The 25,871-nt window shown below is 54.8% G+C and carries 28 protein-coding genes; 19 read left to right on the forward strand and 9 right to left on the reverse strand.

Going from position 1 to position 25,871, the window contains the following annotated elements:
* The first annotated feature begins 224 nt into the window (after nucleotides 1-224).
* The 6 genes from mazG (at nucleotide 225) to CLV58_RS05320 (ending at nucleotide 4,209) form a co-directional block, all read left to right on the forward strand.
* Nucleotides 225-1,061 (forward strand): nucleoside triphosphate pyrophosphohydrolase, encoded by an 837-nt coding sequence (gene mazG / locus CLV58_RS05295; RefSeq protein ID WP_245882223.1) that lies wholly within the window; start codon nucleotides 225-227, stop codon nucleotides 1,059-1,061.
* A 250-nt stretch (nucleotides 1,062-1,311) separates the two neighbouring features.
* Nucleotides 1,312-2,055 carry a metallophosphoesterase family protein gene (locus CLV58_RS05300; protein WP_106136750.1) on the forward strand — a complete coding sequence of 248 codons (744 nt, stop codon included), beginning with the start codon at nucleotides 1,312-1,314 and terminating at the stop codon, nucleotides 2,053-2,055.
* A gap of 35 nt (nucleotides 2,056-2,090) precedes the next feature.
* A complete protein-coding gene (locus CLV58_RS05305) occupies nucleotides 2,091-2,879 on the forward strand; it encodes a HipA family kinase (RefSeq protein ID WP_106136751.1) in 789 nt (262 codons plus the stop codon).
* Nucleotides 2,857-3,240 carry a DUF3037 domain-containing protein gene (locus tag CLV58_RS05310; RefSeq protein ID WP_106136752.1) on the forward strand — a complete coding sequence of 128 codons (384 nt, stop codon included), beginning with the start codon at nucleotides 2,857-2,859 and terminating at the stop codon, nucleotides 3,238-3,240. The genes CLV58_RS05305 and CLV58_RS05310 overlap by 23 nt, the downstream gene beginning before the upstream one ends.
* Before the next feature lie 120 nt (nucleotides 3,241-3,360).
* The gene (locus CLV58_RS05315) at nucleotides 3,361-3,945 is read left to right on the forward strand and encodes a hypothetical protein (protein WP_106136753.1); all 585 of its coding nucleotides are present in this window, start codon (nucleotides 3,361-3,363) and stop codon (nucleotides 3,943-3,945) included.
* A gap of 36 nt (nucleotides 3,946-3,981) precedes the next feature.
* Entirely contained in the window at nucleotides 3,982-4,209 is a 228-nt protein-coding gene (locus CLV58_RS05320) for a DUF2905 domain-containing protein (RefSeq protein ID WP_106136754.1), read from the forward strand.
* Here CLV58_RS05320 and CLV58_RS05325 read toward each other — a convergent pair.
* From CLV58_RS05325 to CLV58_RS05335, 3 genes are all read right to left on the reverse strand, one after another.
* Nucleotides 4,181-5,752 carry a hypothetical protein gene (locus CLV58_RS05325; protein ID WP_106136755.1) on the reverse strand — a complete coding sequence of 524 codons (1,572 nt, stop codon included), beginning with the start codon at nucleotides 5,750-5,752 and terminating at the stop codon, nucleotides 4,181-4,183. The genes CLV58_RS05320 and CLV58_RS05325 overlap by 29 nt on opposite strands.
* A gap of 68 nt (nucleotides 5,753-5,820) precedes the next feature.
* Nucleotides 5,821-6,627 (reverse strand): sugar phosphate isomerase/epimerase family protein, encoded by an 807-nt coding sequence (locus CLV58_RS05330; RefSeq protein WP_106136756.1) that lies wholly within the window; start codon nucleotides 6,625-6,627, stop codon nucleotides 5,821-5,823.
* Between the two features lie 58 nt (nucleotides 6,628-6,685).
* The gene (locus CLV58_RS05335; protein ID WP_106136757.1) at nucleotides 6,686-7,318 is read right to left on the reverse strand and encodes a hypothetical protein; all 633 of its coding nucleotides are present in this window, start codon (nucleotides 7,316-7,318) and stop codon (nucleotides 6,686-6,688) included.
* Nucleotides 7,319-7,466: 148 nt separating this feature from the next.
* Between CLV58_RS05335 and fbaA the strand changes: the two genes are divergently transcribed.
* Nucleotides 7,467-8,546 carry a class II fructose-bisphosphate aldolase gene (gene fbaA / locus CLV58_RS05340; protein WP_106136758.1) on the forward strand — a complete coding sequence of 360 codons (1,080 nt, stop codon included), beginning with the start codon at nucleotides 7,467-7,469 and terminating at the stop codon, nucleotides 8,544-8,546.
* Nucleotides 8,547-8,824: 278 nt separating this feature from the next.
* On the forward strand, nucleotides 8,825-9,190 hold the full coding sequence (locus tag CLV58_RS05345; RefSeq protein ID WP_146141372.1) for a hypothetical protein: 366 nt from the start codon (nucleotides 8,825-8,827) through the stop codon (nucleotides 9,188-9,190).
* Nucleotides 9,191-9,244: 54 nt separating this feature from the next.
* Here the strand turns inward: CLV58_RS05345 and CLV58_RS05350 are convergent, their stop codons facing one another.
* Entirely contained in the window at nucleotides 9,245-9,826 is a 582-nt protein-coding gene (locus CLV58_RS05350; protein ID WP_106136760.1) for a hypothetical protein, read from the reverse strand.
* A 124-nt stretch (nucleotides 9,827-9,950) separates the two neighbouring features.
* Nucleotides 9,951-11,303 carry a M24 family metallopeptidase gene (locus tag CLV58_RS05355; RefSeq protein ID WP_106136761.1) on the reverse strand — a complete coding sequence of 451 codons (1,353 nt, stop codon included), beginning with the start codon at nucleotides 11,301-11,303 and terminating at the stop codon, nucleotides 9,951-9,953.
* A gap of 120 nt (nucleotides 11,304-11,423) precedes the next feature.
* Here CLV58_RS05355 and CLV58_RS05360 point away from each other — a divergent pair, with 120 nt between their 5' ends.
* Together CLV58_RS05360 and CLV58_RS05365 are read left to right on the forward strand one after the other, a co-directional pair.
* Nucleotides 11,424-14,147 carry a DUF5686 family protein gene (locus tag CLV58_RS05360; protein WP_106136762.1) on the forward strand — a complete coding sequence of 908 codons (2,724 nt, stop codon included), beginning with the start codon at nucleotides 11,424-11,426 and terminating at the stop codon, nucleotides 14,145-14,147.
* A gap of 184 nt (nucleotides 14,148-14,331) precedes the next feature.
* On the forward strand, nucleotides 14,332-15,249 hold the full coding sequence (locus tag CLV58_RS05365) for a metallophosphoesterase family protein (protein ID WP_106136763.1): 918 nt from the start codon (nucleotides 14,332-14,334) through the stop codon (nucleotides 15,247-15,249).
* A gap of 169 nt (nucleotides 15,250-15,418) precedes the next feature.
* Here CLV58_RS05365 and CLV58_RS05370 read toward each other — a convergent pair whose 3' ends face one another.
* Entirely contained in the window at nucleotides 15,419-15,817 is a 399-nt protein-coding gene (locus CLV58_RS05370; protein ID WP_106136764.1) for an HIT family protein, read from the reverse strand.
* Nucleotides 15,818-15,932: 115 nt separating this feature from the next.
* Nucleotides 15,933-16,406 carry a transcription elongation factor GreA gene (greA, locus tag CLV58_RS05375; protein ID WP_106136765.1) on the reverse strand — a complete coding sequence of 158 codons (474 nt, stop codon included), beginning with the start codon at nucleotides 16,404-16,406 and terminating at the stop codon, nucleotides 15,933-15,935.
* A 298-nt stretch (nucleotides 16,407-16,704) separates the two neighbouring features.
* Between greA and fmt the strand changes: the two genes are divergently transcribed.
* The 9 genes from fmt (at nucleotide 16,705) to CLV58_RS05420 (ending at nucleotide 24,394) form a co-directional block, all read left to right on the forward strand.
* Nucleotides 16,705-17,628 (forward strand): methionyl-tRNA formyltransferase, encoded by a 924-nt coding sequence (gene fmt, locus CLV58_RS05380; protein ID WP_245882224.1) that lies wholly within the window; start codon nucleotides 16,705-16,707, stop codon nucleotides 17,626-17,628.
* Nucleotides 17,629-17,713: 85 nt separating this feature from the next.
* On the forward strand, nucleotides 17,714-18,220 hold the full coding sequence (locus CLV58_RS05385; RefSeq protein ID WP_106136766.1) for a dihydrofolate reductase: 507 nt from the start codon (nucleotides 17,714-17,716) through the stop codon (nucleotides 18,218-18,220).
* Between the two features lie 119 nt (nucleotides 18,221-18,339).
* Nucleotides 18,340-19,056 carry an RpnC/YadD family protein gene (locus tag CLV58_RS05390; protein WP_245882225.1) on the forward strand — a complete coding sequence of 239 codons (717 nt, stop codon included), beginning with the start codon at nucleotides 18,340-18,342 and terminating at the stop codon, nucleotides 19,054-19,056.
* Nucleotides 19,057-19,154: 98 nt separating this feature from the next.
* A complete protein-coding gene (gene guaB / locus CLV58_RS05395; RefSeq protein WP_106136768.1) occupies nucleotides 19,155-20,627 on the forward strand; it encodes an IMP dehydrogenase in 1,473 nt (490 codons plus the stop codon).
* Between the two features lie 252 nt (nucleotides 20,628-20,879).
* The gene (locus CLV58_RS05400; RefSeq protein ID WP_106136769.1) at nucleotides 20,880-21,644 is read left to right on the forward strand and encodes an SGNH/GDSL hydrolase family protein; all 765 of its coding nucleotides are present in this window, start codon (nucleotides 20,880-20,882) and stop codon (nucleotides 21,642-21,644) included.
* 64 nt (nucleotides 21,645-21,708) lie between these two features.
* Nucleotides 21,709-22,662 carry an aldo/keto reductase gene (locus tag CLV58_RS05405; protein WP_106136770.1) on the forward strand — a complete coding sequence of 318 codons (954 nt, stop codon included), beginning with the start codon at nucleotides 21,709-21,711 and terminating at the stop codon, nucleotides 22,660-22,662.
* A gap of 103 nt (nucleotides 22,663-22,765) precedes the next feature.
* On the forward strand, nucleotides 22,766-23,356 hold the full coding sequence (locus CLV58_RS05410) for a Crp/Fnr family transcriptional regulator (protein WP_106136771.1): 591 nt from the start codon (nucleotides 22,766-22,768) through the stop codon (nucleotides 23,354-23,356).
* Nucleotides 23,357-23,428: 72 nt separating this feature from the next.
* Nucleotides 23,429-23,881, forward strand: a complete 453-nt coding sequence (locus CLV58_RS05415; protein ID WP_170108650.1) for a nuclear transport factor 2 family protein — start codon at nucleotides 23,429-23,431, stop codon at nucleotides 23,879-23,881.
* 54 nt (nucleotides 23,882-23,935) lie between these two features.
* Nucleotides 23,936-24,394, forward strand: coding sequence for a hypothetical protein (locus CLV58_RS05420; RefSeq protein WP_106136773.1), 459 nt, complete (start codon nucleotides 23,936-23,938; stop codon nucleotides 24,392-24,394).
* Between the two features lie 5 nt (nucleotides 24,395-24,399).
* Here CLV58_RS05420 and CLV58_RS05425 read toward each other — a convergent pair whose 3' ends face one another.
* Nucleotides 24,400-25,206 (reverse strand): ATP-binding cassette domain-containing protein, encoded by an 807-nt coding sequence (locus tag CLV58_RS05425; protein WP_106136774.1) that lies wholly within the window; start codon nucleotides 25,204-25,206, stop codon nucleotides 24,400-24,402.
* A complete protein-coding gene (gene modB, locus CLV58_RS05430) occupies nucleotides 25,203-25,868 on the reverse strand; it encodes a molybdate ABC transporter permease subunit (protein WP_106136775.1) in 666 nt (221 codons plus the stop codon). Before modB ends, CLV58_RS05425 begins: the two co-directional genes overlap by 4 nt.
* Nucleotides 25,869-25,871: the final 3 nt, after the last annotated feature.

Here is a 25,871-nt window from a genome sequence, read left to right on the forward strand (position 1 = left end):
GGCTACCTGCACTTTCAGACGGTAGTAGATGGATACAGGATGTCAAAGAACGAGTACTCACAGGCAAAACCCCCAACTTATGGGTAAACCTCACCTTCAGGGGGCGGGGGGTAAACAGCCGTAGCAGGTACTACGCTACTAACATCGATATGAGTTACCCTCCCATTTCAAAGAAAATTACTCGGTGGCTAAACCAATCCGGGTTTTGATGTTTTATTCGAATGATGAACGATGCAACCGATTTCCAGCAATTAGCCCCCCGCCGACAGGAGCAGCTCATGGCCTTCAACCGACTCCTAACCATCATGGATGAGTTGCGGGAGCAATGCCCGTGGGACCGTAAACAGACCCTCGACAGCTTACGGCACCTGACCATCGAAGAAACGTACGAACTCTCCGACGCCATCCTGAACAAAGACATGGCTGATATCCGCAAGGAACTCGGTGACGTACAGTTGCATCTGATTTTCTACGCTAAGATCGCGTCGGAGACGGGTGATTTCGACATAGCCGACGTGCTGAATGGTGAATGCGACAAACTCATCAGTCGGCACCCGCACATCTACGGCGACGCCAATGGCAACCCCGTTGTCGCCGATACGGAGGAACAGGTCAAGGCAAACTGGGAACAACTGAAGCTGAAAGAAGGCAATAAATCGGTGCTGGGGGGCGTACCGGCCTCGTTACCCGCGCTGGTGAAAGCCATGCGGATTCAGGAAAAAGCACGCGGTGCCGGTTTCGACTGGGACGAGAAAGAACAGGTCTGGGAAAAGGTCGAGGAAGAGATGCAGGAATTCAAGGCCGAATTCAACATCGAAACGCCAGGGCAGTCGATCGACCCACAAAGGGCGGAAGGTGAGTTTGGCGATCTGCTGTTTTCGCTCGTCAACTACGCTCGTTTTGTCGATATCAACCCCGAAACGGCGCTCGAACGCACAAATAAGAAGTTTATCAAGCGATTCCAGTACATCGAAGAACAGGCCCGCGCTAACGGTAAATCGCTCCGCGATATGACGCTGGCCGAAATGGACGTCTACTGGAATCAGGCAAAACAGGTTTGAGAAGAAAGAGAAAAGATGTGAGACGATAGATAGCGTACGGCTTATCAGGTGTTTATGAAGAAACCCGAGACGAGTCTCTGTCATCCCGAGCCTGTGAGGGATCTTCGGGATTGGCTAGGGAATCTACTGTTACAGAAGGTCCTTCGCAGGCTCGGGATGACAAAAAATAGTATAGCCAACCGCTGACGTCTTTTCTCTTTTGTCTCACATCTTTTCTCTCTCTTCTTTCGTCCCCTAATCCGCTCCCCCTATGCGTATTGCTTTTATCACCGACTTACACATCGACACCGACACGGAGCATACGCAGGGTGTCGACGTACGGCAGAACTTTCTGCGGGTGCTGGCGACACTAGCCGACGTCAAGCCACACTGTCTGGTGCTGGGTGGCGACCTCTGTAACCGCACCGGCGACCAGGCTATTTACGACTGGATCAGGGCCGAAACGCGAAAGCTACCCTGGCCGACTTATGTCGTTCCCGGCAATCACGACGATGCCGCACTCATGGCAGCAGCCTTCCGTCGGGAAAACGATCTGCACGGCGATGAACTCTATTACGCCGTGTCGCTCGATGGCTTCCCGGCCTTGTTTCTGGATTCATCGAAGGGCGTCTTTTCTGAGCACCAGTGGGCCTGGCTGCGCGATTACATGAAGTTGCTGCGCGACAACAACCTGCTGATTTTCATGCACCACCCGCCCCTACCGGCTGATATGCAGAGCATGGATCGAATTAGCCCGTTTACGCAAACCGATGAGTTTCTGGAGCTAACCCGGGACTTACCCTGCCACGTTACGGTTGCCTGCGGGCATTACCACATCGACAAAGTCGTGCAGCGCGGTAACCTGTTGACACTATTGACACCGTCGACTTACGTGCAGCTCCGGCCCGACACGCCCGACTTCGTCATTAGCACGCATCAGGTTGGCTATCGGGAATTGAACGTAAGTTTTCATAGTGTCAACAGCAGCGTACATTACCTCGATACCCCCGCCTGACATCCTCGTTTTTTCATCTACTGACTACCGCGCCTGTGCCTTATTCGCCCCCTCAGCTTCGCACTGTTCAGGTCACTCGCTACCTTACGCCCCTGCGTGAAGGTGGATCGCTACCGGCCATTGTCGAAGGCGACGACGATTTTTTGTACGTCCAGAAATTTCGTGGAGCCGGACAGGGTGCGCGGGCACTGATCGCCGAGCTGATCTCGGGCGAAATCGCCCGGCTGCTGGGTCTGCGTATCCCGGAAATCGTATTTACTGAACTCGATCCGGTATTCAGCCGCACGGAGCCCGACGAAGAAATTCAGGATTTACTTCGGGCCAGTGTAGGACTCAACTTGGCACTGCATTACCTGTCGGGAGCCATCACCTTCGATCCGATCATCAACACTGTCGATCCGGTACTGGCGTCGCAAATCGTGTGGCTCGACAGCCTGACGATGAACGTCGACCGGACGGCGCGGAATACCAATATGCTGATCTGGCACAAGGAATTATGGCTGATCGATCACGGTGCGTCACTGTATCTGCACCATACCGGCCCCGACTGGGCGAAGCATAGTCAGCGGGCGTTCGTGCAGATCAAAGACCATGTGCTGTTGCCCTACGCGTCGGAACTGACGACCGTCGATACGGCCTTCGGTCTGCTCCTGACGCCCGATCGCATCCGTGCCATCGTCGATCTTGTCCCCGACGTGTGGCTGGCCGACGATGATGCCCCCGGCCCACAGCGCGACGCCTATATCCAGTTTTTAACCGACCGACTTGCCACCTCTGAACGCTTTGTCAGCGAAGCCCAACATGCCCGAGAAGCACTTGTTTGAGTACGCCATCATCCGCGTGGTGCCGCGTGTCGAGCGGGGTGAGTTCATCAACGTGGGTGTCATCCTTTACTGCGCATCGCAGGGTTTTCTTCGCACTCGATTTATGCTGCCCGAAGCGCGACTACTGGCCCTCTGCCCGACCCTGGATCTGACAGAACTAACGGAGCGCCTGGGTGCATTCGAGCGCGTCTGCGTCGGTCGGCGCGAAGGTGGCCCGATTGGTCAATTACCCATCGCAGCCCGATTCCGCTGGCTAACTGCTACACGCAGCACCGTCGTACAAACGTCACCCGTCCACCCCGGCCTGTGCCTCGACCCGACCGACGCCCTGACGCAGTTGTTTGCTCAGCAGGTAGAATAGTTGGTTTACATTATACGGTTTTCGGTACCTATCCAGTGAACTCCTCCCGTGCGATTGTCCGTACACCGAAAACCGTGTACTGTAAACCGAATACCGTAAACTGACCTCTTTCCTTCGTCTATGCGTCTACTTCTCCTCCTACTCGTTTTTCCCGCCTATGTATTTGCGCAGAGCGGATCGCCATCGGACGTAGACACGACCAAATCGCCGTTCAGTTTCAAGAATGCGCCCTGGTACGGCCGGTCGATGCCGTTTGGCATTTACACGGGGGCCGGTAAGCTGGCTGACCGGGCCGTGCAGTCGATTGAAATCGGCAAGACGTTCAACGTCATCGATGTTGGCGTTGCAGCCGGGCGCAGTACGTTCCGGCCCGACACAACCTTTTTCGTCGAAGGGCGCGTCACGATGGATGTGGGCAACTACGGTCCGTTTGCCAGCGAAATGACCATTGGCGCGGGTAAGCTGTTCAGCAAACCGGGAAGCCTGATGCTCGAACTTAGCTACAGCATTTTTGCGCAGATCACCCGAAAATTCGGCTTCGGTCTGATAACGGGTTACTACGATTTCAGCAACGAGTTTACCGATTCCGCAAAGACCTATTACGGCGTTTACCTACGCTACGGGCTGGAACGTACCGATACGGGCGGCCTGCTCGGACTGGCCCGCCCCCATCCGCGCCTGCGAGGTCGGCATGGGCACCGCTAGTCAGAATTTGTTTGCAGTCAGACGCGTTACACAGCTATGAATCCTGTTATTGGCAAATACATCGTGCTGGCCGGAATTGGGCTGGTACTCGTCGGCCTGATCGTCTGGCTATTCGGGGACAAGCTGGGCTGGCTGGGACGGCTACCTGGCGACATTCGCGTGACGGGTGAAAACGGGGGCGGCTTTTATTTTCCGATTGTCACCTGCATTGTCGTCAGTATCGTGCTGAACCTGGTCATCGCTTTGGTTCGTCGCTTTTTCTAGTCGCTGCCGTGCGGAGAACAGGCAGTTGGCGATCGAGTTCGTAGCTGAGCTTGTTGATGTAGAAGACTTCACGCTGCATCCCGTAGTTCAGCCGACTGGCGATTTTCTGAAAGCCCCACGCCAGGAAGTGACGATCGTACCAGGGCATCAATTCGTCATTTTCCGAGAACGTTACCCGGTCGTTTTCGCCATCGGTTGTCAGCAGCCGCACGGCTTCCGGTTTCTGCAGCACCCGGTTTCCCTGAATCACCTCGGTATTGATCTGCCCGCCATTCGGGTACGCCAGTATCGTTTTGTCGCCCAGTTGCGAGACCTGCACTTTTTCACTCAATTCCCGACTAAGCACCCCGTTAATAGGTAAGCAGTTGTCCCACAGCAGTTTGCCGGCCTGATCAAAACCACAAACGAAAGCGTGCGTGTATTGATAGCCGTCGTACCGATCCATGGAACGGATGCTGCCGTTTGCCAGGGTCGAACTTCGGTAGTGCGGGTAGTATACTTCGGCAACCATTGTCAACCCGTTTGGCGTCGGCAGCAGATCGTGCACCAGCAGTTTATACCGAAACTTGTACGACTTGCCGATCTCTTTCTTTCGGTTGGCGCGGGCCAGCATGCGCTCCTGCTGCTTCGGTTTCAGGTAGTTGAAGAAGTTCGCCAGCTGCGAAAAATCGATGTACTGAATATCCCGGATTGCCGCTTCGCCATCGACAACGCCCGATGAGTCTCGCCGGATGCGGGTGACATAGATACCCTGCGAATAGGGTGTGCAGTCGGCCGAGTAGTTGCCGACCAGTAAGGATTCGTTTTCGTTGACCGGCAGAATTTTCCCGGAAATCAGGCTGTTCTGCGTTCCGTCGAAATTCAGCGACCGGATGAGTTTGTTGTCGTAGCCATAGGTCCGAACGGTGAATTGACAGTGTCGCTTGGTTGAGTGAATCAGCACGTTGACTTCCTGATTGTACTCGTCGACTTCGATACTACTGATTTCAACGTTATTGGCATACAGCCCCGGCAGTACACGTACCGACCGATCGAAGAACGAGAACGACATGACGATGGGCCTCCCCCGGAAATACCCACCGATATACGCCTGACTACCCAGCACCTTAAACTGCTGAATACTCATATCATCGACCAGCGCCCCCTCAAACGCATCCATCATCCCCTCATCGGTGCTGACCCGAATGATCCGAAAGCGATTGCTGTCGATGGCGCGGAACAACTGATAGCGGTACTGACCGCTGGTAAAGGCCGTTACCGGGCGCATGGTCCGCTCTTCCAGTATGCTTCGGTACCAGACCGGCCGTAGCTGAGTGTCGTATTTGCGGAAGGTGAAGCGGGGTGGCGAATTGTCAAGCCAGGTACCTCCCTCCTGAACGGTGAGCAACACCCCCTGATCGGCGAGTGGCGTTACATCGAACGATTGTGATTCGGTTGTGCTGACCGGCATTTCCAGCCGCAGTGTTTGCGATAGCTGCGCCCGCACCGGCCCGACGATGAGACCGGTTAGCAGAAAAACCAACAAAAATTGTAGCCGTGCCATGCACATAAATATACAATTGTTTGCCGGTAAAGTTTACAGAATCTGAGTCTGCGTATACGTTAATTTCGTCACACGCCCCACCGTTTTTTCAAATGGTCTTTCATAAACAGATTGATGTCCCACTGACTGGCAACGGGCTGCTGCGTGTACGGTAGCACCGGCAGATAGGTGGGCGGGCCAAACTCACAGGAAACGGTCAGTTGGGGGGCGTTAGCGCGTTGTAATCGCGTCCGAATTGCATCCCACCAACGAGCGTGCGTTTCGAGCGCATCGGCCCACTCCGGCGCACGCGGATCGCTGACCTGCGGCCCCTCGGGGTGGCCTACCCGGCAGTGAATATGATCGCTGACGGCGATAGCCCGCTCCATGTTGGCTGTCTGTTCGCCCAGGTACGACTCCGCCACGTTGACCCAGTGTGAATAGTCGGCCGTCAGGCGCAGGTTGGGTTGCCGCAGCAAATACGACTGCATGCCGGGTGCACTGTAGGAAAACCGGCCCCGGTGGGTTTCGTGCAGAATCGTGACGCCGGTTTGCTGCTGCACGGTCAATGCCAGCTGAATCAGTTCCAGGTTCTGTTCGAAAGAGAAATAGTCACGACCAGTTTGCGAATTGATAAACAACGGTTTATGGGCAGCAATCGCATACAGATCTTTCTCGTAAGCGCGTCGGTGCTCGGCGAAGTTGCTGCTACCACCGAACGCCATCAGAATCAGCTGGAGTCCGTTATCGCGCATCACCTGCACGGCCTCGGCTCGTTTGTCAGGTCCGGCCGCGATTTCCATCCCGTCGTAACCGGCAGTTTTTACCCGTTTGGCGACCTCGGGATAAGTCAGGCTTTCAAGGCCCCAGTACGGGCAGAAAAAAAGTGTGTTCACGGTATATCAGCGGCTGGTATTGACTGACCAGAAAAGCGTCGATCACCGGCGTACTTACTCATGCGATCCACAGGATTGCATTGCCGACAACGACCCATTGTCTGTTTTGTCGTTCCAGAAAAACGAGATGGCCCGATCCAGCTTTGGGATCGCTGACAATCGAGCAGTAACAAACCGCTTTCGTCGCATCGGTGGCGTAGACGACACTGGAGAGCGAGACGATACCACCGTAGTCCGGGTATTTTTTCCACAGGCCCCAGTGCCCTTCGCCGGCCGTTGACCCGAAATAAACGTCGTCCTGCTGCGTGGTCCATAACTCCGTTTTGCGACAGGCCAGGTTGAGTGGACGTTGTACTGAATAGGACACGAACTTTGCGGAATCGACCGACGACAGAAAAGCAACCCAGCCGGGTTCCGTGTAGAATGTGCTGGCAGGCTCAAGCAGGAACGCCAGCTTTTCCTGGTCTTTTCCAAAGTTGAAGCGGAAAGCGTGTTTATCCTGCGGCCGCGTGACCGTGCGGATCAAGAGCCGCTCACCCCGCCGGTGCGCCTTGCCGGGATCAACGCAAACTGACAGATAGTTCAATGTTGCGGTAAAAACGGCGTAGTCCGTGTCGGGTAGGTTAGGTTGCGACCAGACAGGTCGATACGATACGGTTACTAACCCCAACAGAATAAGGATTGTACGCATGAATACTGATGTTGATTAGTCGCAATAGTAGTAATTCTTCCATACTATTCAGAACTTTACCCACCGAAGTCAGATACAGTGGTCGACACCCGTTTTAGCTAATTGTATCTTGTCATAATCTAAAAACCAACACTATTATCCCTTGCTTATGAGCGATGTAGCCACCCGCTTTGCGCCCGGTGTCGTAACCGGCGAAGGCGTTACCGAACTTTTTCGCCACGCCAATGAGAATGATTATGCCCTGCCCGCCGTCAACGTAGTCGGTACGGACTCGGTCAATGCCGTGCTGGAAACCGCCAAGGCCGTTAACTCGCCGGTTATCATTCAGTTTTCTAACGGCGGGGGGATTTTCTATGCTGGTAAAAGTCTGCCCAACGATAAGCAGCAGGGTGCCATTGCCGGTTCGATTTCGGGGGCATTGCACGTACACCACGTTGCTGAACTGTACGGCGTTCCGGTCATCCTGCATACCGACCACTGCGCGAAGAAACTCCTACCCTGGATCGACGGCCTGCTGACCGCCGGCGAAAAGCATTTCGATCAGACCGGTAAGCCGCTGTTCTCGTCGCACATGCTCGACCTGTCGGAGGAGCCACTCGAAGAAAACATCGAAATCTGCGCCAAGTACTTCGAACGGATGGCTAAAATCGGCATGACGCTCGAAATCGAACTGGGCGTCACGGGCGGTGAAGAAGATGGCGTCGACAACACCGACGTCGATGATTCGAAGCTGTACACGCAGCCGTCGGAAGTAGCGTATGCCTACGAAGAGCTGAGCAAAATTTCGCCGAACTTCACCATCGCTGCTGCCTTCGGTAACGTACACGGTGTGTACAAGCCGGGTAACGTGAAGCTGTCGCCGATCATCCTGAACAACTCGCAGAACTACATTCAGGAGAAATACAACACGGGTCCGCTGCCGGTTAACTTCGTCTTCCACGGTGGTTCGGGTTCGAGCCGCGAGGAAATCCGCGAAGCCATCCGCTACGGTGCCGTGAAGATGAACATCGACACCGACATGCAGTGGGCAATGTGGGAAGGTATCCTGAACTACTACAAAGCGAAAGAAGGCTACCTGCAATCGCAGCTGGGCAACCCGGAAGGTGCTGATTCGCCGAACAAAAAATACTACGATCCACGCGTGTGGCTGCGTAAAGGCGAAGAGAGCATGGTTAGCCGCCTAAAAGTTGCGTTCGAAGACCTGAACTGCATCAACCGGCTGGCTTAGTCGGTATTCGGTTTACGATATACGGTTTACGAGCCGGGCACTTCTGGAAAGTGCCCGGCTTTTTTATGGCCGGCAATAATTAACCAGCCAGCGAAACCATCCGGTATGTGTAGAGACGCAAGATCTTGCGTCTCTACGTACGCGTTAGCCATAACGTGCGTCAGCCGTTAGCAACCTAGCCTGCCGACGCTAGCCATCCGGCGGGGAGACGCAAAGGATTGCGTCTCTACAACCCAACGGCTTCTATGTGGGTCTACCAGACCAAACAGCATATGGCCATGCCAATACGCCTTTCAATCTTACCTTTTTCACTCCTGACGGCATCCCTTGCCGTTGGGCAGCCTCGCCCTGTTGGCGCAACCTTGCCAACGTACAATCAGCTCAAACCAGCTAACCGGGAAATCTACGACTATGTCAGTCCGCGCGGAACGGGCTATCAATCCGTCGAGCGGACATTCCGGCTGTTCGACTTTCCGGACGGAACGGTGACCTATCAGGTGAACGGAAAAATCGTCAGCAAAGCCAGTGACGTGCAAAAGCAACTGACGGCACCGGGCGTTCAAATCGACAGTCTTAGCATCGGGCAGCCCAACGCCGACGGAAAACGGCTGATTCGTATCCGGCTCTTAACCAATCAGCCCTGACGATACAGACATTTGTATCGTCAGGGCTGATTGTCTGCGCTGTATAGCGGCTGCTTATTTCGCTTTGCCGTTCACCAGAAATTGAACGGTTTTTGGTTCAGGCTCTTTGCTGAAATCAATCGTTCCACCGTAGCTTTTATCAAGCGTGGCCAGCAACAGCAAACCTGCTCCACCGACCGATGCCTCCTCTTTACTATATACCTTGCTATCGTTCAGATTAGTCCCTTTCTGTAAGTTAACCGTGATACTACCCAGCTTCAAATCCGTTGCAGAGAGCGTGTTTACGGTCCAGGTACTTGTCGACTGATCGGCGTCAACCATAACCAGCGTTTTATCGGTCAGTGTCCACTTGCCGGTAACGGTAGCCTTGTTGTCAAGGTATGAATACGTACCATCCTTTTTGAATGTCACCACGTTATCATCGCCTAACAATCCCTGCCCGGTTGGTAACGTAGACGGCAGCTGATATTTTTTAGCATCTGTCTGAATACTGATATCGTTGAAAACCCAGGTACGTGCGAGCAGATCAGCAGACGCAGTGGTTGTGCTGGGGTTAACATTGTCGTCAGATTTGGAACAACCGGTCAGGGTCAGCGTGAACAGGGCAATGATGGAGAGGAAGTAATTGATACGCATACTGTTTTGAGGAATGTGATAGAAAACAAGAAAAAGGAAACCTCAAACGTACGGCGAAAAACCAAACCACTCGCTAGAAATTTACTGAACGTATGATCTTTAATTAATGCAGACATACGTCGCCCTATTTCACGTACCCCAGCTTACGGGGAATGGTATAAATTTCCGTTTGGCGACCGTCGATGTAGCGGAATGTCTGCCCGTCGTAAAAGCCGTCTTCTTCCAGCATAATCCGCACGACTTTCTTCCACTCGGGAATTTCGACGGCCGCGTTCAGTTCGATCGAATAGGCCGTGTTGGCCATCAGTGGGTAGTCACCGGGGCCGGGTACACCTTTCTGCTGATCCCATAAGCCAATCGTAGGTCCGGCCGCATGCCCGTGTACACCGATCGGGTGCGAATAGATCGTACCGGTGATGCCTTCCTTCTTGGCCTGCTCCAGCGCCACGAGCAGCATCTGATTGCCCGTCCGGCCCGCCTTGAACTGTTCCGTTAGAATATCCTGCAGGCGATTTCCCTGTTTGAACGCAGCTTTGAGCGACTCCGGTACGTCGGTTTCGCCGGGACGCAGAATATACGCATGCTGCTGCTGATCGGTATTCAGTCGCAGATAGGTGATGCCGAAATCGACGTGAATCAGGTCGCCGGGCATGATTACCTGCTTATCCGGGCGCTTGGAAAAGGTACGCAGGTGGTTAAAATCGCTTTCGTCGGCGCGTTGTATGTCGACGGTCGGGTGAAACCAGGTGTCGAGGCCGAGGTTGGTGATGCGCTGCCGGAACCACCAGACCACGTCGTCGGTCGTTGTAATGCCCGGCTGAATAACCTGCTCCGAAAAACCTTCCTGAATAATCTCGTGCGAGAGTCGGCAGATCATCGGATAGATCGCCATTTCTTTGGGTGTACGCGTTTCGAGCCAGCCGACAGCCACCTTTTCCGCCGACACGATCCGCGACCGATACTCCGCCGGCAGCTTTTGCAGAAACTCATCGTGCTCTGTGTTCGACAGCCCGTCGGCATGAGCGTAGTTAGTCGACATATTCAGCCCGATCTTTTTGGGTTTACGTTGCTGAATTATGTTCGCCAGCGCATCCCACTGGTTGGGTCGTACGTCGATGTCCCAGGCACCTTTCAGCAAGTTCCCCACATCATAGCGGGCAATAGCCAGCTTTTCCAGTTCCTTCCCCGTATCGTAAAAGACAATGATCGTCCGGCGACGCGCCGACAGCCAGGTGCTGGGCAGCATCGTCCGCAGCACCGGATCTTCGTTGTATTCCCGCGAAATGATCACCCACATATCGATGCCTTCGCGACGCATAAGCTGGGGCAGCAGGTTGGTAAATCGGTCGTCCAGAATTTCATCGACGACCCGCGCCCGGTCGCGTTCAGGCAGAATGATGGTCGGTGTCAGCGATTGGGCAACCGAGCAGGTCGCCGTAAAAAGAAGCAGCAAGAACAGGTAAATCGGTTTATTCATCGTACAAAATCACGTTTTCTGGAAAGATACACGGTTATTCGTGTCGATAATACTATTTCGACGAGGCAACCCATTTGGGGCATCCGGCATCGTTGTAGTGAATAGTCCATCGTTTGGCTTATGCTTCGCTCCCTACTGATTCTCTTTTCAATCGTACTTACTCAGTCAACATTCGCCCAGACCGGCCTGCGGGGACTTGTCAAAAGTGCATCGGGTGACGCCCTACCTTACGCAGCTGTCGTGGTTCGGAAAAGTGCGGCCGACGACCGCCCGACGGGTACGATCACCAACAGCGAAGGACGATACGACGTTGCGCTGACGCCCGGCACCTACACCGTCACGTTTCAATCGCTGGGCTTCCAGACCGTGCAGAAAACGGTCGACATCAGCAACGACTACACGACGCTGGACATAACCCTGACTGAGCAGGCACTGCGGCTGGCCGAAGTACAAACCAAAGCGGGGAAGGAAGATCCGGCCTACACCATCATGCGCCGGGCCATCGCGAAAAGCCGATTTCACCAGCTACAGGTGCAGCGGTTTAAGGCCCGCGTCTACACCAAGTCCACCATCACCATTACCGACCTGCCATTCGGCGCGGAATCCTTGTTTAGAAAGCAATTGAAAGAGGCCGAGCGCGACGCCAATTTCAAAGTGGGCGTACCCATACTCAACGAAACCGTGGCGGAGGTGACGTTTCAGCAACCCAACGTGTACCGGCAACGCGTCATCGCCAACCGGAACTCGCAGGGCGACTTCCTGAGTCCAAATCAGTTTTACAACGTCAGTTTTTACAGTCCAACTGTTGCCGGGGCCGTATCGCCCCTCTCGCCCAAAGCGTTCGGCTACTACCGATTCGAGTACAAAGGCACCTTCCGTGAAAACGCCCCCGATGGCACGCCGGTCGAAGTCAGCAAGATTCAGGTCATTCCGCGTCAGTACGGGGAGGGCGTCTTTCGCGGGACCATCTTCATCATCGAAAATACCTGGGCAATCTACAGCCTACAACTCGAAACCGTATCGAGCATCGGGATTTCGTTCACCATCCGCAACCTGTGCAGCCCGATCAAAGGCGTCTGGATGCCAACCAATCAGCGATACAGCGGAGCGGGCTCGTATCTGGGCGTAAAAGGCAACGGGCAGTATGTGCGTAACCTGACGTTCAGCGAGTTCGTCGTCAATCCGGCTTTTATCGAAGACATCGAAGTAGTCGATGAGAAGAAAGCGCCACCCACGCAGTCGTTGTCCAAGGGCGATATCAAAGGGCAGCAACTCGATGCACTGGTAAAGAAACAGAAGGAGTTTTCGACCAAGAACCTGCGCCAGATGATGAAGGAATACGAAAAGCAGGAAAAGCAGACCCGCAAAAAACAGGGTGCCGACGTAGCCGTGGTACGCGACGATTCGTTGATCGTTGATACGCTGGCCCTGAAACGGTCGACGGCCTTCTGGGATTCGCTCCGCTCGGTGCCGCTGACGACCGACGAACGCATCAGTTACCGCAAAAACGACAGCCTGCGCGTGATCCGAACGGGCGACAAGGTGAAGATCGACAGCATGGCCAAGGCCAAGAATCCATCGGCAAAAAAGCAGAAGACCGTCACGATCGGTAAGCTGCTCATGGGCCATACGTGGTCGTTGTCGAAGCCGACATCGCTTAGCTACACGGGGCCGTTGAGCCAGATAAACTACAACACGGTCGAGGGATACACCGCTGAGATGGGGCTGTTGTTGCGCTATCGTCCCCGCGTCGACTCGGTCAATCGATTCGTGAAAATACCGCTCAGCGACTGGTCGGTGGGGGGTACAGCGCGGTATCAGTTTGGCCGGCAGAATCTGGTTGGCTACGGGCAGGCGGGGTACCGGCACAAAACTACCCAAATCGACCTGACCGGCGGGCGGTATCTGTTTCAGTACAACCCCGACAACCCCATCAGCCCGGCGCTTAACGGCCTTACCACGTTGTTGTTCGAACAGAATTTCATGAAGCTGTACCAGAAAGACTTTGCCAATCTGACGGTTACGGCTACGCCTTTCAAAAACCGGATTAGCCTGACCGGTAGTCTGGAATACGCGCAACGTACGGAGCTGGACAACTTCAAAGAAAACATAAAACCACTGATCGACTGGCGAAACCGGACGTATACGCCTAACCGACCGGTCAACGAAGAGCTTGTGAGCACGGCATTCCCCGTGCATTCGCTCGTCACGCTCAACCTGACAGCCTCAGCCCGGCTGGGAACTACCGAATATACCATCCGCAACGGCCGCCGGATCACCCGGCGCGACAACGATGCCCCGCTGCTGACGGTCAACTACCGGAAAGGGATGGGCCTGCAAGCCACCGACCCGGTCAGCTACGATTTCTTACAGGCGACACTAGCCCACGGCTTCGACGTCGGCATTCGCAGTCGACTCAGCTATCAACTCAGTGCAGGCAGCTTTCTGAACGACAAAAAGTTGTATTTCCCCGATTTCAAGCACTTCGCCGGTAATGAGTTTTTCCTGCAACAGGGCGATCCGGTCTCGGTGTTCCGGCTGTTGCCGTATTACCAGTACAGCACGGGCAAACGCTTTGCCGAGGGGCATGTGCTGGGCGAGTTCCGCCAACTGGTGCTGACACAACTGACTGTCCTGCGATTGCTGGGGCTAAAGGAGAATCTGTTCGTGCACTACCTGGCCACACCCGCGTCGCGTAACTACACGGAAGTGGGCTACGGACTCGACGGTCTCATTCCCCAGGTGCTTCCCTTCTTCCGCGTCGAAGTCATCTCCCAGTGGCAGAACACGACCTATCAGGGCCTTGGCTTCCGCATCGGCACGACGCTGAAGTTTGGGCGGTAGAAGAAGAAGAAAGAGGTAAGAAGAAAGATGAAAGAGGTTACCGCAACGCAGTCTTTGTTCTCACCTCTTTCTTCTTACCTCTCATATCTTTCTTCTCCTACTCAATTTGCTAACGGAATCGTAATCAGCCGATAACATGCCGGGTTAGGCGACTCGCTTATTTTGCACCAACCATCGTGCAGGTATGAATCGTCGGGATCTCGTCAAACGAATCGGCGCCGGATTGGCAGCCACCTCCCTTTCGCCCTGGGCCACCGCCCACCCCACCACTACCCCGCAGCGCGTGCTGCGCATCGCCCACATCACCGACGTCCATATGCAGTCGCTGGTAGGGGCCGCGAAAGGCTTCGAACGCTGCCTGCACCACGCCCAGAACCTGCCCGAAAAGCCCGACCTGATTATCAACGGGGGCGATGCAATCATGGAAGCACACGGCCGACAGGCCGACAGTGTAAAACGACAGTGGGAACTCTACCGGCAGGTGCTGACCAGCGAAAATAGCCTGCCCGTGCTGAACTGCGTCGGTAACCACGATATCTGGTGTCGGCAGGAAACAAAAGAAGGGTTTATGGGGGGCCGGCAGTGGGCCATGGATGAGTTACAGATGACGAGCCGCTACTATAGTCTCGACCGGGCCGGCTGGCATATCATTGTGCTCGACAGCGTACAGCCCAAAGCCGACGGTAGCTGGTACACCGCCCATCTGGACGATGAACAGTATCATTGGCTGGAAGCGGATCTGAAAGCGGTTCCGGTGCAGACACCGGTCCTGATCGTATCGCACGTACCGATTCTTGCCGCCTGTGTTTTCTTTGATGGACAACGCTTTACCGACGAAAACTGGAACGTCCCCGCCCGTTGGATGCACAGCGATACCGTGCGGCTAACGAACCTGTTCCACCGGCATCCAAGTGTCAAATCAGCCCTGAGCGGCCACATTCACCTGACCGATCGGGTCGATTACGACGGGGTATCGTACTTCTGCAACGGTGCCGTCAGTGGCGCGTGGTGGTTCGGCAAATACCACCACACGGCCGCCGGTTACGCCCTCGTCGACCTCTACAGCGACGGCTCCGTCGTGAATCAGTATGTGAATTATTGACGGTTTAAGTTTTGTGATTTGTGTTTTCGTGTAGCCTGGACCTCCAGGTCCGGGTGGGCGCAACAGCGACCTGTTAGCATCCGCCTTACACAGTTGCCCTGACGGGCACCCGGACCTGGAGGTCCAGGCTACATATGTGCGTCAGCTATCATAAACCACAAACCTTAAATTATAATAACTGCTCTCTAATCTTCTCCGCCGTTGCAGCTAACTCCTCAGCGGTTGGGCGGGGCTCCAGTTTCTGGCTGAAATCCATGTCGGCCATGCTGTTCAGCGGAATCAGGTGAACGTGCGCGTGCGGCACCTCCAGCCCGACGACGGCAACGCCTATACGCTGACATGGAATCGCCTTTTCAACGGCCGACGCCACGCGTTTGGCAAACAGCATCAGGTCCGTATAGGTAGCATCGTCCAGGTCGAAAATATAATCGACTTCCTGTTTCGGAATCACCAGCGTGTGGCCCGTAGTGGTGGGCATCACGTCCAGAAACGCCAGAAACGCGTCGGTCTCGGCGATCTTATGCGCTGGTATCTCACCAGCCACGATACGGGAGAATATGGAAGGCATAGTGTTGGGGGTTCGGTTTACGGTATACAGTTTACGGTGTCTGGCGCACGCTTAGCCTGGACCGACCCACGCTACGGTGGCGACCACCGAAAACCGTATACCGTGAACTGTCTTTTTACCGGCTGATATCGATAACGTCGAATTCCAGCATCCCGGCCGGTACTTTGATCTCGGCCATATCGCCGACACGCTTGCCCAGCAGGCCTTTACCGATGGGGGAACTCACCGAAATACGACCCGTTTTCAGGTCGGCTTCCTCTTCCGATACCAGCGTGTAAGTCATTTCGGCACCGTTCTTTTTATTCCGGATTTTCACTTTCGACAGGACAGACACCTGCGATGTATCGATAGTCGACTCATCGAGGATACGGGCGTTGGCTACGACTTCTTCGAGTTTGGAGATTTTCAGCTCATGAAGTCCCTGCGCATCTTTAGCCGCGTCGTACTCGGCATTTTCGCTGAGGTCACCCTTGTCGCGGGCTTCGGCAATCTGATGGGCAATGGCCGCACGGCCTTTCGTTTTTAATTCGTTCAGCTCCGTTTTGAGCCGGTTTAGACCTTCTTCTGTGTAGTACGAAATCTTTCCCATGATGACTTATATAACTAACGAATACTGGGGATTACTTAGGACTGGGTTAAAAACAAAAAAACGGCCCACCGACCGTTCTGCAATCAAATTGATTTTCTTTGCAGACGCGTCAGGGTCGCCGTCGGCGTACCGAAGCGAGCGGTTCAGAAACAGGATAAAAGGATCGTCGCATGCGCGTTACCAAAGTCTGTTTAACGGACGAAACGCGCCATTTCCGGCGCGTTTGTGAGACAAAATTACGAAACTTCCGGGCGATAGCAACAGCCGATTTGTCGACCGTCCCAAATTTCTCCCTTCTATGGCATCCTCACTTCGTATCATTTTTATGGGTACCCCCGACTTCGCCGTCACCAGCCTGCAACGACTGCTGGGGGCTGGCTGCGAGGTGGTTGCCGTCGTGACCGCCCCCGATCGCCCGTCGGGTCGCGGCCTTCAGCTTACGCCCTCACCTGTTAAAAAAGCAGCGCTGGCAGCCAATCTACCCGTACTCCAGCCCGAACGCCTGCGCGACCCGGCATTTCTCGACGAATTAGCCAGTTACAAAGCTGACCTACAAGTGGTTGTTGCCTTTCGGATGCTACCCGAAGTCGTGTGGGGCATGCCAACCGTAGGTACGCTGAACCTGCACGGGTCATTGCTACCGCAGTACCGGGGGGCGGCTCCCATCAACTGGGCCATCATCAATGGCGAAACCGAAACGGGCGTCACCACTTTCTTTATTGAAAAAGAGATCGACACAGGGCAACTGTTGTTCAGCGACCGCGAGCCGATCTACCCCGACGATACTGCCGGTAGCCTGCATGACCGCCTGATGGAACGCGGGGCCGACCTGGTACTGAAAACAGTACGAGCCATCGAAGCAGGCGACTACACACCCACCCCCCAGCCGGAATCCGGTGACCTGAAACCGGCCCCCAAACTCAGTCGCGACAGCACCCGCATCGACTGGAACCAGTCGGTTCACACCATCCGCAATTTCGTGCGGGGCCTGTCGCCCTACCCGGCCGCGTGGACGATGATTAACGACCGCTTTTTCAAGGTATATGCGGTATCGGTCGCCAACGATTCGCCATTTGCGGCTGATCCGGGCCAAGCCTGGACCGACGAGAAAAAGCGAATTCTGGTCCGGGCTGCCGACGGCTGGTTATCAATCGACTCACTACAGGCGGAAGGCAAGCGACGCATGACCGCCGAAGAATTTCTACGCGGCAACCGATTATAAGCATATTGAATGATTGAGTGATTGAATGACTGAATGCTATGCGTCAGCCCATTCAATCACTCAATCATTTTATCACTCAATCACTATGAAAATTAGCCTTATTGCGGCCGTTGCACAAAACGGCATGATTGGTCGGAACAGACCCGACGGAACACCGGATTTACCGTGGCACCTGCCCGACGACTTCGCGTTTTTCAAACGCAAAACCAGTCAGCATCCAATCATTATGGGGCGCAAATCGATGGACGCGCTCGGCAAACCCTTACCCAACCGGACCAACATCGTCATTAGTCGGCGGGCCGATTACACGATGCCCGGTGCCATCAGCGTATCGACGCTGGACGATGCTCTGACTGAAGCCCACAAGACCGATACCGACGAGATTTTCGTAATCGGTGGGGCTGAAATCTACGCACTGGCGCTCCCCGTTGCGACGACACTCTACCTGACCGAAATCCATCGCGACTACGACGGCGACACCCGCTTCCCCGACTTCGACCGCAGCCAATGGCGCGAAACGGCCCGCGTTCCTCACCCCGCTGACGACCGTCACGAAACCACCTTTGACTTCGTGACCTACGAGCGTAAGTAAGCTCAGGAGAGGGTATATTTCCATTGCCATACTGATATAGGATGGGAAAACAAGCAGGTCAGTACGACAAAATCTTTCGGGAAAACTTAGAGGCTATCATACCAAGTTTAATACAGAACGTGCTTGGTATAGAGACTGCGTCAACAGAAGAGTTACCGGACGATGTTCAGCATACAAAGGAGCGGAAACCTGATGTACTGAAGCGAGTCACCGATGTACGAAGCAATACGTTTGTGCTTCAAATCGAGTTTCAACTGGCCGACGAACCGCAGATGGTTTATCGCATGGCGGAATACTATGTCATGCTTAGTCGGAAATATGGATTACCCATTGAACAATTCGTCATTTTTCTGGGATCGACAAAACCGACAATGCCCGTACGGCTCATGCACCGGAGAATGCAGTTCGAGTTTTCGCTTATTTCGTTTACGGACCTGGACTATCAGCTATTTCTACGATCAGAACGACCTGAAGAGGTTGTATTGGCCGTGCTAACTGATTTTCGTGGCAATGACGCAGTCGAGGTACTGACTCAAATCGTTCAACGGATTAATGAAACGACCGAAAGCGATCTGTCGTTGAAGAGACATATTAATCAGTTGCGTATCCTGACTCAGCTACGTAATTTAGAATTAAATTTAACTACCGTCATGGACAGTATCGCTTCGTTTTTCAAAGAGGAAAAAGACTTCCTGTACATCCGGGGACAAGAATTGATCATTAACAATCTGTTGATGAATACGGATTTCTCAGCCGAGAAAATTGCCGATCTTACCGGAGTATCTGTCGACTTCGTACGGACGGTTCAGCGGAAATTGACTGGTAAGGCTGATTAGCCCGTTGGCGAGGCTGTGTTAAATTATCCGCAGCAGGGCGATAAGTCGGGGAATTTGTCGTAGTTTTGTCCGGCAAATAACAACACCTGCTATTTGCCATGAGCTTAGATTCCAGCAAGTTTCTGTACGAGGCTCTCACCTACGACGACGTACTGCTTCTGCCCGCTTACTCAGAAGTCCTCCCCCGCGATACCAGCACCGTTTCCCAGCTCACCCGTACGATCCGGCTCAATGTTCCGCTTATTTCGGCGGCCATGGACACCGTGACGGAGTCGGCACTTGCCATCGCGATGGCGCAGGAAGGTGGCATTGGTATCATCCACAAAAACATGAGCGTTGAAGCGCAGGCCGATCAGGTCCGCAAAGTGAAACGCTCGGAAAGTGGGATGATCATCGACCCCATTACACTTCAGCAAGACTCGTCACTGGCCGACGCGCTCAAGATCATGCGCGAGTTCAAGATCGGCGGCATTCCCGTGGTCGACGCCGACAACAAGCTGGTCGGTATCCTGACCAACCGTGATCTTCGCTTCCAGAGCGACCTGTCGCGTCCAGTTACCGACATCATGACCCGCAAAAACCTGATTACAGCTAAAGCGGGGCTGACACTCGAAGAAGCCGAAAGCATTTTGCAGGAACACCGCATCGAGAAGCTGCCCATCGTCGATGAGCAGTACAAACTGGTGGGCCTGATTACCTACAAAGACATTCTGAAAAAGAAAAGCCATCCCAACGCCTGCAAAGACGAACTGGGTCGGCTGCGTGTCGGGGCTGCCGTCGGCGTAACCCCCGACCTGACCCGGCGTATCGAAGCCCTCGTCAAAGCGGGCGTCGACGTGATCAGCGTCGATACGGCGCACGGTCACTCGAAAGGGGTACTGGATGCCGTTCGGAATATCAAACAGCAGTTCCCGAATCTACAGGTTATCGCCGGTAACGTCGCGACGGGTGCCGGTGCCAAGGCGCTGGCCGATGCCGGTGCCGACGCCGTAAAAGTTGGTGTTGGTCCGGGTAGTATCTGTACCACGCGGATCATCGCCGGTATCGGTATGCCACAGCTAACGGCCGTTTACGAAGCCGCACTGGCGCTGAAAGGTACCGATGTTCCTGTTATTGCCGATGGGGGTATCCGCTTCTCGGGCGACATCACCAAAGCCATTGCAGGCGGTGCCAGTACGGTCATGATCGGCTCATTGCTGGCCGGTACGGAAGAAGCACCCGGTGAAGTCGTTCTGTACGAAGGTCGCCGGTTCAAGACGTACCGGGGCATGGGTTCGGTGGAAGCGATGGAAGATGGTTCGAAAGACCGTTATTTTCAGGATGCCGAGGACGACATCAAGAAGCTGGTACCGGAAGGTATCGTCGGGCGGGTACCGTACAAAGGCCGGGTATCGGAAATCATCTACCAGATGGTCGGTGGCCTGAAAGCCGGTATGGGTTACTGCGGTGCAGCCGATATTACGACGCTTCAACAGGCGCAGTTCGTCAAGATAACGACGGCCGGTTCGCGCGAAAGCCATCCCCACGACATCCAGATTCAGAAAGAAGCGCCTAACTATTCGGCGCGGTAGAAGGCTGGTTTTCGGTTTGCAGTAACCGGTTTATTGTCCCTTCGGTTATCAGTCAGGAGCCATCCCCGTTACGTGGGGTGGCTCTTTTTTTAATGCGATTTTATACGCTGGTTAAACTTCCGTGAAATCTGGCGTCACAATAGGCATCCTACTCAGCGAGTAAGCCGGTTTGACTACCAATCGGCTGATTGCGGGGCAACACTGCGATGGCTGTGGCGCGTACTCAGACATAGCATTTCTTAACCCAGCACCATGAATATACTTGTGATCGGCGGATGCCATACGGGTAACTACGGCGTTCAGCCCCATCTGAGTTTCGCCCGCCAATGGGCCAACCACCTGGAAATTGCAGCGCAGGAACCGGTTCACCTGCGCTGTCTGAGTATGGTCAAGCTAACCCACATCGACAGCCTGGTAACGCAGTATCAGGCTGACCTTCAGGCCGCCGATCTGATTCTATTTCAGCTGGGCCACTACGAACTGTCGTGGCGACGCCCGTTTCTCGACCTGTTCAAGAGTCGGTGGGAGTCGGACCGGAGAACGAGCGTCTATCGGGCCGGCGCTACGCCAAAACCATATCAGGCAACCGAAAAGCTGTATAAAGCAGCCGAGTCATCGAACCGTAACCGGTGGCAGGATACGGCTAAAACGACAGCGTTGCGGGTCTACAACCGGCTCTGCAAAGACGTTCCTTACCTGCACACCTTTCGCCATCAGCTGACAGATGCCTTCGACCGACTGACCGCTTTCCGCGACAAAATCATTATTCTAACCCCTTTCCCAACCCTGAATACCCTCGATCACTGGCTGCGCAGCCAATGTCATGCATTCATCATCAACGCAGCTATTCAGCGTTCGTTCACGGTGGCCGATACCTTCGATGCTATTCCGCGCCACCCGACGTTTTTCCAGGTCGACGGCGTTCACCTCAACAGTCTGGGTCACATGGTCCTATCACTGTTCCTGAGCGAGCTTCCCTGCGTGATGGAACTGCATCAGGAATCGCCCGTAGCCTGAATTGTCAAAACCGCCCGCCCGAACAGCCTGTTATCACATAACCAATCAACGAAACCAAACAGCTATGACATTCCGGCCCATTGGCACAAGCACGCTATCCGTCGCACCGCTGGCATTTGGCGGTAACGTATTTGGCTGGACAGCGGACAAGCAGGTATCGTTTGCCCTGCTCGATGCATTCGTTGACTCAGGCTTTAACCTGATCGATACGGCCGACGTGTATTCGCGTTGGGTACCAGGCAATCAGGGCGGTGAGTCAGAAACGATCATTGGCGAATGGCTTCGTCAGCGCGGGGGGCGCGACAAGGTAGTAATCGCCACGAAGCTGGGCGCCGAGATGGCCCCCGACAAAAAAGGACTCTCCGCCAGTTACGTCAGGCAGGCGGTCGAGGCATCGCTCAAGCGCCTTCAGACAGACTATATTGATCTGTACCAGACCCATTTCGATGACCTCGGTACCCCTGTCGAAGAAACGCTCGGCGCGTTGGCCGACCTGGTGCAGACGGGGAAGGTTCGCGTAATTGGTGCGTCGAATATGACGCCTGACCGGCTTGAACAATCGCTGATTGCCAGTCAGCAAAAGCACTACCCGGCTTATCAATGTCTGCAACCGGAATACAACCTGTTTGACCGGGAAAACTACGAAACCAACTACGAGCCGATTTGCCGGGAAAATGGCTTAGGCGTCATTCCGTATTCGTCGCTGGCGAGTGGGTTTCTATCCGGGAAGTACCGCTCCGAAGCGGACGCGTCGAAAAGTCCACGGGGCGGGGGCATCACGAAAAAATACCTCAACAGCCGGGGCCACCAAATTCTGAATGCCCTCGATGATGTTGCCGAACGATACAGCGCAACTCCCGCGCAGATTTCGCTAGCCTGGCTCATGGCCCGCCCGTCGATTACTGCGCCTATCGTCAGTGCGTCATCCGTGGATCAGTGGCACGATCTGGCCAAATCGGCTGAGTTGTCGCTTGACAGCAACGCGATAAAGGCCCTGACCGACGCCAGTGCTTATTGAGAAGCAACTGATTTTTTCGACACAGCGGCACGGCGTACACAGAGCCAGTATGTTCCTTTGTATACGCCGTACCGCTGTGTCGAAAAACATATTATCATCCCTCATGGAAGACGCTATTCGTCAGTACAAACAGGCCATCCACCAACTCAATCCGGGGGTCACGGCTGACGAGTGGGCTTACTTTCAAAGCGGCTTTACAATCCACACGCTCAAACCGAAAGCCTTTTTCATCGAAGCAGGCAAGCATAATCATCAGCTTGGGTTTATAACAAGCGGACTGATTCGGGGCTACTACCTCAACGAACAGGGCGAAGACATCACTACCCTCTTTGTCAGCGAGAATGGCTGGGCGACGGATTATCCCTCGCTCCTGATGCACCGCCCCAGCCGGTACAACTTCCAATGTCTGGAGCCGACGACACTGATCGCCGTATCGTACGAACACATCCGGGCTGGTTATGATCGGTTCGTTGGTTTTGAGCGCAACGGTCGGCTGATTGCCGAAACCGTACTGATGGAACAACAGCGCCGAATCGAGAGCTTCCAGTTCGACTCGGCCGAACAACGCTATCTGGACTTCATCAACAGTAATCCGTCGCTGTTCAACCGCATTTCGCTAACGCACCTATCGTCATACCTGGGCATCGAGCGACCATCGCTGAGCCGCATTCGCCGGAAAATCGTTGGTCTCTGACGCTTTGTAACCTAGGTTACAGTTTACCCGTCGTCGTGTGCGGAGCTTTGTATCGAACAAAACGCAATGCTCATGTACAACTACATCGTAAAACAGCTGGTAAAAAAGTCGTTCGGTATGGTCAACGAACGGCGCTTCGACGAACTGGTCAACGGTATGGCCCTGAACATCCGGCACAGCTTTGCCGGCGACCACGCGCTGGGTGGCGTTCGCCACGATCAGGCAGCTGTGCGGGCCTGGCTGGGCCGGCTGTCCCGCATCATGCCCACGCTGCATATTACAATCGAGCGCGTCGACGTAAAAGGGCTACCCCACAACACGCTGGCTATTGTTCGGTGGACAGCGACGGCGACATTGGCCAATGGTGAACCGTACCTGAACAAAGGCGTCCATTTCATCACGCTCAAGTGGGGGAAAGCCATCAACATCGACGTATACGAGGATACGCTGGCTGTTTTCAACGGACTGGAAGCGCAGTTCCAGGCGGGCATTGCCGAAGCCCATGCACCCCAGATTATCAGCTAGTCGACACGACGCTGGCACTCATTCCTTGGTTTTACACCACAAAATCAGACGATCATGACGGCTATCGCCAAACTCATATCGGGTATTATTATCCTGACCGTACCGACCATCGCCTACGGTGGCTACTTTCTGCTGACGATTCTATCCGGTTACGACAAAATAGTGCTTACTGACTTCCAGAAATCGATGTTTCGGGCTGGTCACGCCCATGCCGGTGTGCTGGTACTACTGAGTCTGATCGCTCAGCTACTGCTCGATAACGTACAGCTGAATGCGGGTCTGCTGCTGGCGCTGCGCATCGCATTTCCACTGGCGGCAATCCTGGTCAGTGGCGGTTTCTTCGCGTCGGCCATCGGGCGTGGCCTTACGCAGCCCAATGGCTTCATCACCATCCTGTACGTTGGCGCGTTCCTGCTGGTAGCCAGCCTGATCGTGACCGGTATTGCCCTGATTTTTCCAACACAGAGTCACGGAGTACACGGCGCATCGTATTCTTTGCGTCCTCTGTGTTGACAATACTATTGAATCCGAATCTGGTCGCCGACGGAAAACCGTTGCCAGTCGGGATTGGACGACCGGAATTGCGACGTAGCCGTGTCAATGACCCACTGCTGTGTTGGTTCTTCGAAGTGAATACGCTCGATACGCTCGCCCGAACGTGCAGGCCAGTCGGCGACGGTTGTATCACGTACAACACGCCCTTGTTGCAACTGAACGACCCGGTCGGCCAGGGCACGTACGTCAGTCTCGTAGTGGCTGACCAGCACGGTCGTCGTACCCCATTGGCGATGCAGATCGAGCAGCACGGTACGAAGCGCCTGCGACGAGTCGGCATCGAGGGCGGCAAACGGTTCGTCGAGCAGCAGCAGTTGCGGTCGACGAACGAGCGCCCGGGCCAACGCTACCCGCTGCCGCTGCCCGCCCGACAGCCGAACCGGTTTCTGGTCGACAAAAGGGCGAATCCCAGTTACGTCGATCAGTTCATCAATCAGCGAAGCTTGGCCGGCCGGAGCCGCATAGGCCACGTTTTCGCGAACCGTCATGTTCGGAAACAGCGCCGAGTCCTGAAATACGTAGCCAACCGACCGCCGTTGGGGGGGCAGCTTGATGCGTTGTTCCGTGTCAAGCCAGATGTCACCATCGACCGTAATCCGGCCCTGCGAGGGTCTATCCAGCCCCGACAGCAGTCGCAGCACAGACGTTTTCCCCGAGCCCGACGGACCTGTCAGCGCAGTCAGGCTACCAGTTTCAAGCGTTAGCTGAACGGTCAGCGTACCGTTACCTTCGGAGAAAAGCCGGGGCATGGTCAGGTCAAACTCGATCATATCGTGACGCGTTTGTTGATGGCGTACACCAGCAGCAGAATCACGAACGACAGGCCCAACAGTAGGGCAGCGTAGGTGTGCGCTGTCTCGAAATGGAGCTGTTCGACCTCGTCGTAAATGGCAATTGATGCTACGCGTGTCTGCCCCGGCAGGTTCCCCCCGATCATCAGCACCAGCCCGAACTCGCCAATCGTATGCGCAAATGACAGGACCACTCCCGTCAGCAAGGCGGGTTTACAATTCGGCAGCAACACCCGCCAGAACGTGCGAACCGGCGACTGTCCCAGGGTATACGACGCTTCGCGCCAGGAAACCGGCAGGTTTTCGAGCCCAGCCTGTACGGGATGGACCATAAACGGCAAACTGTATAGAATCGACGCGACGACCAGCCCCTGAAACGAGAACACAAGCTGTAGATCGAACGTACGAAGCAGCCATGCACCTACTCCACTCGTTGGACTGAACGCCAGCAGCAGGTAGAACCCAACAACCGACGGCGGCAAAACGATGGGTAAGCTGACTAGTGCTTCCACGACGGGCTTGAGCCGAAACCGGCTGAGTGCCAGCCACCCCGCCAGCGGAATACCCAGCAAGAGCAGAAAGAGCGTTGTGATACCGGCCAGCCGAAGCGTAAGCCAGATCGGTTCCCAGTCGATGGGCATAGG

This window comes from Spirosoma oryzae (assembly GCF_003002825.1).
Taxonomy (GTDB): Bacteria; Bacteroidota; Bacteroidia; order Cytophagales; family Spirosomataceae; genus Spirosoma; species Spirosoma oryzae.